Raw genomic sequence first — 9,679 nt, forward strand, 5'->3', positions numbered from 1 at the left:
ACCCCCATGAGGTATAACGGCATGATTCATGCTTTTTTGTAACAGGGCCTTAGCGTTGAACTCAGTGCTTTTCCGGCGCATTTTCCCCGCGGACAGCAAATCAGTGTATCCCTGCTTTTTGACCGGTTTTCTGACATGAAGCGGACGCAGCACACTGGACAATTCCGTCAAAACAACAAGGAGATTTGGTAGACCATGAAAATTCCCCGGTGTATGAGCACCCAGCATCCGGACAATGCTTCCGCGCCTTTTTTCTCGACCAATTGCGTCCTGGCTGGAGAAGATGAGATTCGCGAGGCCTATTATGCCTTTTCCCATCTGGGTTGCGACGAACAGATGTGGGACGTGGAAGGCAAAGAGATCGATACTTATGTGGTAAAAAAGCTGCTTTCCTACTATCCCGAATACTTTCGTAAAAACGTCCTGGGCCGTGATCTGCGCTTGACCCTGCGCGTGCCCAACCCCACCGTTGAAAGGGCTGAGGCCAAGATTCTACTGGAGACTCTGGAGAGCATCCCACGTTCATACGATGCCGCCCGTCTGGTTTACGGCCGCGACATTGTTCCCATATTCGAAGTAATACTGCCCATGACCACTTCTGCCAGGTGTATTGACCGCATATACCGCTACTACACTGATCACATCATAGGCAGGCAGAGTGCCAGGTTCCGCGATGGGGATATCACCATCGCCGAGTGGATCGGCAAATTTTCTCCATCCACTATCCAGGTCATTCCGCTTTTTGAAGATGTGCCCACCATGCTCAAGGTCTCGGACATTATGTATGAATACCTGGCTGACAAGGACGTAAAGGACCAGAGGGTGTTTCTTGCCCGTTCGGACACAGCCATGAATTATGGCCTGGCCTCGGCCGCCCTGGCCAATAAGCTTGCCCTGAAAAAGTTTGATGAAGTTGCTGCACGCACCGGTGTCCGTTTGCATCCCATCCTGGGCATGGGCTCGGCTCCTTTCCGGGGCGGACTGCATCCGCACAGCGCCGAAAGGGTTGGACGTGAATACCCAAGCGTAGTCACCTTCACCATCCAGTCTGCCTTCAAATTTGACTACCCTGTAAACGAAGTGCAGGCGGCCTGCGAACACCTCAAGTCGCGCAGCATTGGACCTGCCGCGGACATAGATGAAGAAAAAGCCCTGGAAGTAATTGAGCGCTACAGCCAGGCTTATCGCAGCCGCATCACTGAACTGGCTCCGCAAATCTGCCGCATGGCCAGATATGTCCCCGGAAGGCGGGCCAGAAAACTGCACGTAGGTCAGTTCGGCTATTCCCGGGAAATTGGACAGGTCAGTCTGCCCAGAGCCATATCATTTACATGCTCCATGTATTCTCTGGGCCTGCCGCCTGAACTGCTGGCCTTCGAGTCTTTGAGCAAGAATGATCTGGACTTTGTGCTGGAGATTTACCCCTCTTTCCGGGACAAGATAGAATATGCCATGACCTGTACTGATTTTGAGGGTCCGCTCATGAGCAGATCCCTGCGCAAGGCCCTGCAGGCTTCAGGTTTTGATCACCAGGCAAGCAAGGAGCATCTCCAGATTGTGCGCGGACTGCGCAATGCAGTGGATGCATGCGATTCAGCCCAGGCCGGCGATCTCATGCTCAGGGCTGCTCTTCTGCGGGGCTTTCTGGGTTGATGTGACTGCATCTTTCCTGCTCGCCCTCATCTTTTTACCCATTTCATGCCAGTCTTGGAATGGGTAAAAACTACCCTTTATTGCCCATAACAGGCCAGGCATGAAATGGGTAAAAGCATATTCATGGCTTGTTGCCGTTTTTAAAGGTGCACAGGAACTTTTTCTCCGCCTCGGATGTTCCTATCAGTATGAGCTCGTCTCCATCCTGCAGCCGGGTATCCGGTTCAGGGTTTATGATTGTCCCTCGGCCGGAGGAGTCTATGGCTATGACGCTGCACCCGGACTTCATGCGGATATTGCTTTGTTCAAGGCTCTTGTCGTGCAGGTTCCCGGTAACCTTCTCCCGGAATATATCCAGGCCTTCGGCCACCATGAGCACATTGTCCCCCTTTATGTAGTTGATGACCGAATTTGCGCCCATGGAGGCATAGGACATGACCAGGTCCGCCCCGGCCTGGTGCAGTTTGGAAACACTTCTGTCCCTGGTGGCCCTGGATATTATCTGCATCTTGGGGCGCAGCTTGCGGCAGTAGATGGTCAGGTAGATGTTCAGGTCATCGTTGTTGGTGGTGATGATAATGGAGGGAGCTTTGTCTATCCCGGCACGCTTCAGGGTATGAAAATCCGCGGCATTGCCGAGAATGTATTTTTCCTTGCTGGCCACAATGCGCGAGCTTTTCTCTACTATGCGGTAATCAATATCGTTCTCCGCCAGTGCATCCGCCGCAGCCCTGCCCACCCGGCCTCCGCCAAGGACGATTACCGGATCAAAGGAAAGGTTGTAGATGCCGTATATCTCGTCGTACTTTTCCAGCTGTTCCTGGGAACCTGCCAGCACCAGCACGGTATTGGAGCCTATGCGCATGTCCGGGTGGGGGATCTTGAAGCTGCCCCTCTCCCAGATGCCCACCACGTTGACCCCTGTGGTTTCCCGAAGCCTGCTTTCTATGATTTTTTTGCCCTCCAGGGGAGTGCGCATGACCGGAGTCTCTGCGATGAGCAAGTCTCCGAACCGGCCGATGACATTGGCATGCATGCTCACCCCAAGCACCCGCCTGGCCAGGGCCTGGCCGAGCATAACTGGGAACTGGTGTACCTGGCTGGCACCGGCCATTTGAAGTATGTCTAAGGACTCCAGGGTTTCCGCAGTGGCTATGACCTGAGTACTCTGACTCAGCTCGCGCAGGGTGAACACGGCGTTGGTATTGGTATGATCGTCGTTGTTGAACAGGACCAGTTCGGCCTTGTCCGCGCGGGCCTTGCGGTAGGTATCCAGGTCGTCAAGCTCCCCCAGCATTATCTTGTAGCCCTGGTCATGCAGTTCCAGGGCCCGTTGCTGATCCGGAACCAGGATGCAGTAGGGATAGTTGTACTGCTTCAGTTTTTCCACCAGGTTGGCGATCATGGGGTCAAAATTGCTCAAGAGTACATGCCCGGTTGTCTTTTTCGGCAGCTCCCTGGGGGTCCTGGCCTTGTTATGGGCCTCTAACCAGGGGGCATAAAAAAAGCGGATGAATGTAAACGGGAGCATGACCAGCAGGAAAATCACCCCTGACAGCAGAACCAGCACGGAAAACATACGTCCCAGGTCCGTATGAAAAGTAATGTCTCCGTACCCCAGGGTACTCATGGTCACTGCAGTCCAGTACAGACCGTCCAGGATGGTATGCTCCTGCCCCTCCATAACCATGAGTCCGTGAAAAGCCAGGGTGTACAGGACCATCATGCCAACCAGGACAAGCAGAAACTTCAAAAGGGCCAGGATATTGTTCTTGGCGGTTTTGTCCTCAAAAAAATAGGCGACAATGGATGGTATAAATTTCATTGGTCTTATTACCTTTACAAAAAAATTCCCATCTGTCGGTGGGGACCGAGGCCTTCTTTCCTGCAGGCCGAAATCAGACAGACTTTCCCTCAACGGCAAACAGGACGCCCTTCTACTACACCTCAGTAACTCTATAGGCAAGAGGCAGGGAAAAAGTTTTTCAGCGGGAAAAAATTGACACCTTGCGCTTGACACGCAATAAGGGTAACCATTCAGAAGGCCCCGGTTGTGACTGATGGCACAAGCCCCCAGAGGCCCTGAAAAACGTTAAGGAAGGGATTTCATACAACCACCCCCGACCCCTCCTTGGCTAAGGAGGGGAGCTACACCGTGCCCTGGATTTGCTTGGGTGGTGAAAGCTTAGGCTAATCCCGGAAAATAGAATTATAAACCTGGGTGGGCGGCGACCTTTTAATTTTCCGCATGTTGCCCAGAACCCCCCACCCTGAAACTGTTACGTTATTTTCAGGTAGTTGCCTAAACCCAAGCGAATGAATTGCCCCAGCCCACCTCTGTCTGCGTTTAAGCTGATAACCGGTGTCGGGGGCCAGGCCATCGTCTAATGGAGGCTTTGTGTATTTCCCTGTGGCAGAAATCCAAGTGGCCCCGTGGATCCCTTTCCTGGCCGGCTTTGCAGTGGCTTTTGTCTGCAGCATGGGCGGGGTGTCCGGAGCCAACCTCCTTCTTCCCTTCCAGGTAAGTATTCTCGGGTTCACCACCCCTGCGGTGAGCGCAACCAACCATCTGTTCAATATTGTGGCCATACCCAGCGGGGTATACCGGTTCATAAGAGAAGGACGCATGGTCTGGCCCCTGACCATCACGGTGATCGCCGGGACAGTGCCCGGGGTGATCATCGGGGTTTTCTTCCGGGTGCAGTTCCTTCCCGATCCCACTCACTTCAAGGTGTTTGCAGGGCTTGTCCTGATGTACATCGGATTGGTCATGGCCCGTTCCCTGATTAAAAAGCCCCTTCCGGGTACAGACAAGTCCTCTTCGGAAAAGCGATTCCAGGAACTGGTCAGCCGCTGGCACAAAGAGGAAAAAAAGTCCCGGGACCCTCTGCCCAGGGTTATGCTCCACCATTTCGGACTGAAAAGAATTGAATATTCGTTTTACGGCGAGCACATATCTGCTCCAACCATGGGTATATTTACCCTGTCAGCCATTGTGGGTGTGGTGGGCGGCATGTACGGCATCGGCGGAGGGGCGATAATCGCTCCCTTTTTCGTGGCCGTTTTCAAGCTGCCGGTATACACTATAGCCGGGGCCTGCCTCATGGGCACGCTTATAACATCTGTGGTGGCGGCAGTCGTATTTCAGGCCATAGCTCCTTTTTATCCCGAAATGGCGGTGGCCCCGGACTGGCTGCTGGGAATACTCCTGGGCGTGGGAGGCATGCTGGGCATGTATGCCGGAGCCAGGACCCAGAAATTTATCCCGGCCAACTTGATCAAGTGGGTCCTGACCTTCATCCTGATCTTTACCGGGGGACGCTACATGCTCAGCTTCCTGTTTTAGACAGTGACTTACTCTTTTAGACAGTTTTGAAAAAAATCATCAGATTGAGGCTGTTGGATTTATGACCCTTGCTGGGCTGGGACTGAAAGCTAAGGAAGTTGATATCGAGCCGAATGCTTTAATCTTTGCCAAAGTTTAAACCCGGGACAGGCGCACTGTATGGACAATTCCCCGCCTTCAGACAAGGCCGTATTTGAAATCCGGGGCCTGAGCAAGACCTACCGCATGGGGGAAGTGATCATTCACGCCCTGCGCGGGGTGGACCTGGACCTGTACCAGGGCGAACTGGCGGTGCTTCTGGGGGCCTCAGGCTCAGGCAAGTCCACTCTTCTCAACATCCTGGGCGGACTGGACTCGGCCGGAGACGGGGAAATCAGGTATCAGGGCCGAAGCCTTACCCATGCCGGGGAACGGGCGCTCACCGATTATCGCCGCAATCACGCAGGCTTTGTTTTCCAGTTCTACAACCTCATCTCCAGCCTGACCGCCCGGGAGAACGTGGCCATTGTCACCGAGATCAGCCGCGACCCCATGACGCCGGAAGAGGCCCTGGAACTGGTGGGCCTGGGTAAGCGCATGGATCACTTTCCGGCCCAGCTTTCCGGGGGGGAGCAGCAGCGGGTGGCCATCGCCCGGGCCGTGGCCAAGCGCCCCTTTGTTCTCTTATGCGACGAACCCACAGGTGCCCTGGATTCCAAAACCGGGGTCCGGGTTCTGGAGGTCATCGAGCATATAAACGCCACGCTGGGAACCACTACTGTGGTCATCACCCACAACGAAGTCATAGGCCGGATGGCCCACCGCGTAATCCGCATCAGTGACGGCCGCATAGCCTATGTCCAGCCCAATTCCCACAGGCTGCCGCCCGGGGAGCTGAAATGGTAAGGGCCATTAATCGCAAGCTGTTTCGGGATCTGTGGGAGCTAAAGGGGCAGGTGGCGGCCATCTCGGTGGTACTGGGGGCGGGGGTGATGGTTCTGATCCTGGCGGTGACCATTCTGGATGCCGTCAACCTCTCCAAAGACCGGTTCTATCAGACCCACAATTTCGCCCATATCTTCTGCGACCTGAAGCGCGCGCCTGAATTCGTCTCCAGCCGCCTGGAAGAAATTCCCGGAGTAAGCGCGGTCCAGACCAGGGTAGCAGCCCCGGTGCGCCTGGAGGTTCCGGCCTTTGATGATCCGGTGCGGGGGCGGGTCTTGTCCATTCCCAACGGAGATCAGCCCCGGCTGAACCGTCTGTACTTGCGCCGGGGCAGCCTTCCTGAGCCGGATCAGCCCGGACAGGCGGTAATCAGCGAGCCCCTGGCCCAGGCCCACAGCCTGAAGCCCGGCGATGAACTAAGAGCCATCATCAGAGGCCGGCTGGAGACCTTGACCATCAGCGGAGTGGCCCTCTCTCCGGAGTTTGTCTATCAGCTCGGCCCAGCTGATCTTATTCCGGACTACGAGCGCTTCGGCGTACTCTGGATGAACCGCCGTGACCTGGAAGCGGCCTTTGATATGCAGGGAGCTTTTAACAGCGTACTTGTCAGCCTGCAGTCCGGTGCCCATGAAGCATCGGTCCTGGATGCCCTGGATGAGATACTTGCCCCTTACGGCGGGGTTGGGGCCTATGGGCGCGAAGATCAGGTCTCGCACAGATTCCTGCAGGATGAACTGGACCAGTTGAGGGTCATGGCCGTGGTCCTGCCCCTGATTTTCCTGGGGGTGGCCGCTTTTCTGCTGAGCGTGCTCCTGAGCCGGATCATCAGCACCCAGCGCCGCCAGATCGCGGTGCTCAAAGCCTTTGGATACACCAATCAAGAAATCGGCCTGCACTACATCCTGTTTTCGGGCCTGATTGTGACTTCTGGCTGTATTCTTGGGGTGGGCCTGGGCCTGTGGGCCGCCGGGGAACTGGCCGCCCTGTACGGCGAATATTTCCGCTTTCCGGAGCTTATTTTCAGGCTGAGCCCCCGGATTCTGGCCCTGGCTGTGTTTGTTGCTCTTGCTGCCGCCTTGCTGGGGATTTTCCGGGCGGTACGCGGCGCGGTAAGCAGCCCTCCGGCCGAGGCCATGCGTCCTCCTGCCCCTGAAAAATTTTCCCTGGGGTCATTTCAGGGTCCAGTCTGGAACAGGATACTGGATCAGACCGGGCGGATCATCCTGCGCAACTTGGCCCGCAAGAGATTCAAGGCCTTGATGTCCGTGCTGGGCATTGCCCTGTCCGGGTCCCTGCTGCTTCTTGGAAGCTACCAGTTCGGCTCGGTGGATCATATGCTGGATACTCAGTATCGGCTGGTCCAGAAAATGGATGTGCACCTGGTGTTTACCGAGTCCGTGCATGAGCAGTCCAGCAGGGAGCTTGAAGTCCTGCCCGGTGTGCTTTTCGTGGAAACCTACCGCAGCGTACCGGTGCGCTTGAAGCATGGGCAGAGGGACTATCGGACCAGCATTATGGGCATGGAGCAAAAACCGGCCCTGCGCGGAATCCTGGACCAGGACTTCAGCCAGGTGAAGCTGCCCCTCCAGGGACTGGTGCTGACTGATTACCTGGCCGGGCATCTGGGGGTTGAGCCCGGGGACACGCTGCAGGTGGAAATCATGGAGGGCCGCCGCCGAAACGTGGAGATGGAGGTGGCCCGCCTGGTGCAGGAGCCCATCGGGGTGGGGGCCTACATGGAGCGCCGGGCCCTGAACAGGGTCATGGGGGAGGGACCGGCAGTGTCCGGTGCCTGGCTGCTCACTGACCACACCCGGCACTTTGAGCTTTATGAGCATTTGTGGGACACTCCGGCTATCGCCGGGATCGGAGTCACATCACAGGCCGAGGTCAATATCCGCAGCTATATCCAGGATACTGCCCTGGGATTCATGGCGGTCTTGCTTGTCATGGCCGGTTCCATAGCCTTTGCCGTGGTCTACAATAATGCCCGTATCGCCTACGAGGAGCGCTACCGCGAACTGGCCACCCTCAGGGTCCTGGGAATGACCCGGGTGGAAGTGGGCTGGATTCTTGTGGGCGAAATACTGGTAGTCACCCTGGCGGCCATCCCCCTGGGCTGGCTTCTGGGGGCCGGTTTTGCCTACGGGTTGAACCAGGCCCTGAGTACGGATTTCTTCCGGCTGCCCTTCGTGCTGCAGCCGGGGGTGTTTGCCTTTTCCGCGGCCGGGGTGCTGCTGGCCACGTTTTTGTCCGTACTCTTGATTCTACGCAGACTGCTGCGTCTGGACATGGTGGAAGCCCTGAAGACGGAATAGTTGGGGACGGGGCTGGCGCAAACAAGTCAGATCATCCACAAAACGGCAGAGAAACAAAGATGAGCACAAGAAAGAAAATTATCCTGGTTCTGGCCGGACTGGCCATCCTGGGAGCTCTGGCCGCAGCCCTAACCCCTTCCCCGGTGCCGGTGAGCACGGTGCAGGTGGAAAAGGGCTACTTTGCCGAGTACGTGGAGGACGAAGGCTACACCAGGCTTAAAACCACCTACGTCATGAGTGCTCCGGTGCAGGGGTATCTGCACCGGGTGGATCTGGAGCCGGGGGACGGAGTGCAGGCCGGTGAGGTTTTGTTCAGCATGGAGGCTCTGCCCGCCCCCGGGCTGGACCTTCGAGCCCAGGAGCAGGCCAGGGAGAATCTGAGGGCTGCCCGGGCCAGGCTGGAATCTGCCCGGGCCGAACATGAAAACGCCCGGATACAGATGGACTACGCGGCCAGGGAAGTCAGACGCCATGAAGAACTTTTTGCCCATAATGTAATATCGGCCTCGGTCATGGACAAGATGCACAATGAACAGATGCGGGCCACTGCGGCAAAGAAAGCGGCCCGTTCGGCCATGGAGGCAGCGCTCTTTGAAAAGGAAAATGCCCGGGCGGTGCTGGACATTACCCAGGGGGCGCGCCTCGGGCGGGAACAGGGTCTTAAGATCAGGTCCCCGGTGTCCGGGATGGTGCTGAACCGGATGCATTACCAGGAAGGAACTGTGCCTGCCGGGGTGGAGATTCTGGAAATCGGAGACCTGGATGAACTGGAAGTGCGGGTGGATCTTTTATCCATGGATGCGGTCAGGGTGAGGCCCGGGATGCGGGTGGAGCTTGAGCGCTGGGGGGGAGAAAAACCCCTTGCCGGCAGGGTGCGCCGGGTGGAACCGGCGGGTTTCACCAAGATATCCGCTCTGGGCGTGGAGGAGCAGAGGGTGCCCGTGCTGGTGGAGATCACCAGTCCCAGGCAGGATTGGGAGCAGTTGGGCAAAGAGTACCGGGTGGAGGCCAGGTTTATTCTTTGGGAGGGCCTGGAAGTAATGTCCGTGCCTTCCAGCGCCCTGTTCCGGGAAAACGGTAAGTGGCAGTTATTTGTGCTTCAGGAGGGCCGGGCCTTGGTACGCCGGGTGGAGACCGGGCGGCGCAGCGGGCTCCGGACCCAGGTGGTTCAGGGGCTGGAACCCGGAGAGAAGGTAATCACTCATCCCGGAGATCAGGTCCGGGACGGGGTGCGGGTGAAGGCTGGACCATAGTCAGTGAGGACGGCCAGGATCCTGGTCAGGTGCAATCAGTTTAAGTTCTAACCTGAAGTTTTCCTGATCCCCTGGCGAATACACCCTGGCATTGATACTTCTCCCAGATCTGATGCAGGTAAAAATTACAGGGCATCCTTTGCTGGTTACTAACTGGCACTGCTTTGTTTTTACTGACTTCTGAC

The 9,679-nt window shown here is 56.6% G+C and carries 6 protein-coding genes; 5 read left to right on the top strand and 1 reads right to left on the bottom strand.

What is annotated here, in order from left to right; all coding sequences use genetic code 11:
• Positions 1–195 precede the first annotated feature (195 nt).
• Positions 196–1,653 (top strand): phosphoenolpyruvate carboxylase, encoded by a 1,458-nt coding sequence (ppcA, locus tag D5S03_RS04245; RefSeq protein WP_287042776.1) that lies wholly within the window; start codon positions 196–198, stop codon positions 1,651–1,653.
• Between the two features lie 121 nt (positions 1,654–1,774).
• Here the strand turns inward: ppcA and D5S03_RS04250 are convergent, their stop codons facing one another.
• Positions 1,775–3,478 carry a potassium channel family protein gene (locus D5S03_RS04250; RefSeq protein WP_287042777.1) on the bottom strand — a complete coding sequence of 568 codons (1,704 nt, stop codon included), beginning with the start codon at positions 3,476–3,478 and terminating at the stop codon, positions 1,775–1,777.
• A gap of 573 nt (positions 3,479–4,051) precedes the next feature.
• Here D5S03_RS04250 and D5S03_RS04255 point away from each other — a divergent pair.
• From D5S03_RS04255 to D5S03_RS04270, 4 genes are all read left to right on the top strand, one after another.
• Positions 4,052–4,999, top strand: a complete 948-nt coding sequence (locus D5S03_RS04255; protein WP_287042778.1) for a sulfite exporter TauE/SafE family protein — start codon at positions 4,052–4,054, stop codon at positions 4,997–4,999.
• Between the two features lie 159 nt (positions 5,000–5,158).
• A complete protein-coding gene (locus tag D5S03_RS04260) occupies positions 5,159–5,884 on the top strand; it encodes an ABC transporter ATP-binding protein (protein WP_008869813.1) in 726 nt (241 codons plus the stop codon).
• Positions 5,878–8,241 (top strand): ABC transporter permease, encoded by a 2,364-nt coding sequence (locus tag D5S03_RS04265; RefSeq protein WP_008869814.1) that lies wholly within the window; start codon positions 5,878–5,880, stop codon positions 8,239–8,241. Before D5S03_RS04260 ends, D5S03_RS04265 begins: the two co-directional genes overlap by 7 nt.
• Before the next feature lie 59 nt (positions 8,242–8,300).
• Positions 8,301–9,494 (top strand): efflux RND transporter periplasmic adaptor subunit, encoded by a 1,194-nt coding sequence (locus D5S03_RS04270; RefSeq protein WP_287042779.1) that lies wholly within the window; start codon positions 8,301–8,303, stop codon positions 9,492–9,494.
• The last annotated feature ends 185 nt before the right edge of the window (positions 9,495–9,679 follow it).

The organism is Desulfonatronospira sp. MSAO_Bac3, assembly GCF_003838035.1.
In the GTDB taxonomy this organism is placed as follows: Bacteria; Desulfobacterota; Desulfovibrionia; order Desulfovibrionales; family Desulfonatronovibrionaceae; genus Desulfonatronospira; species Desulfonatronospira thiodismutans.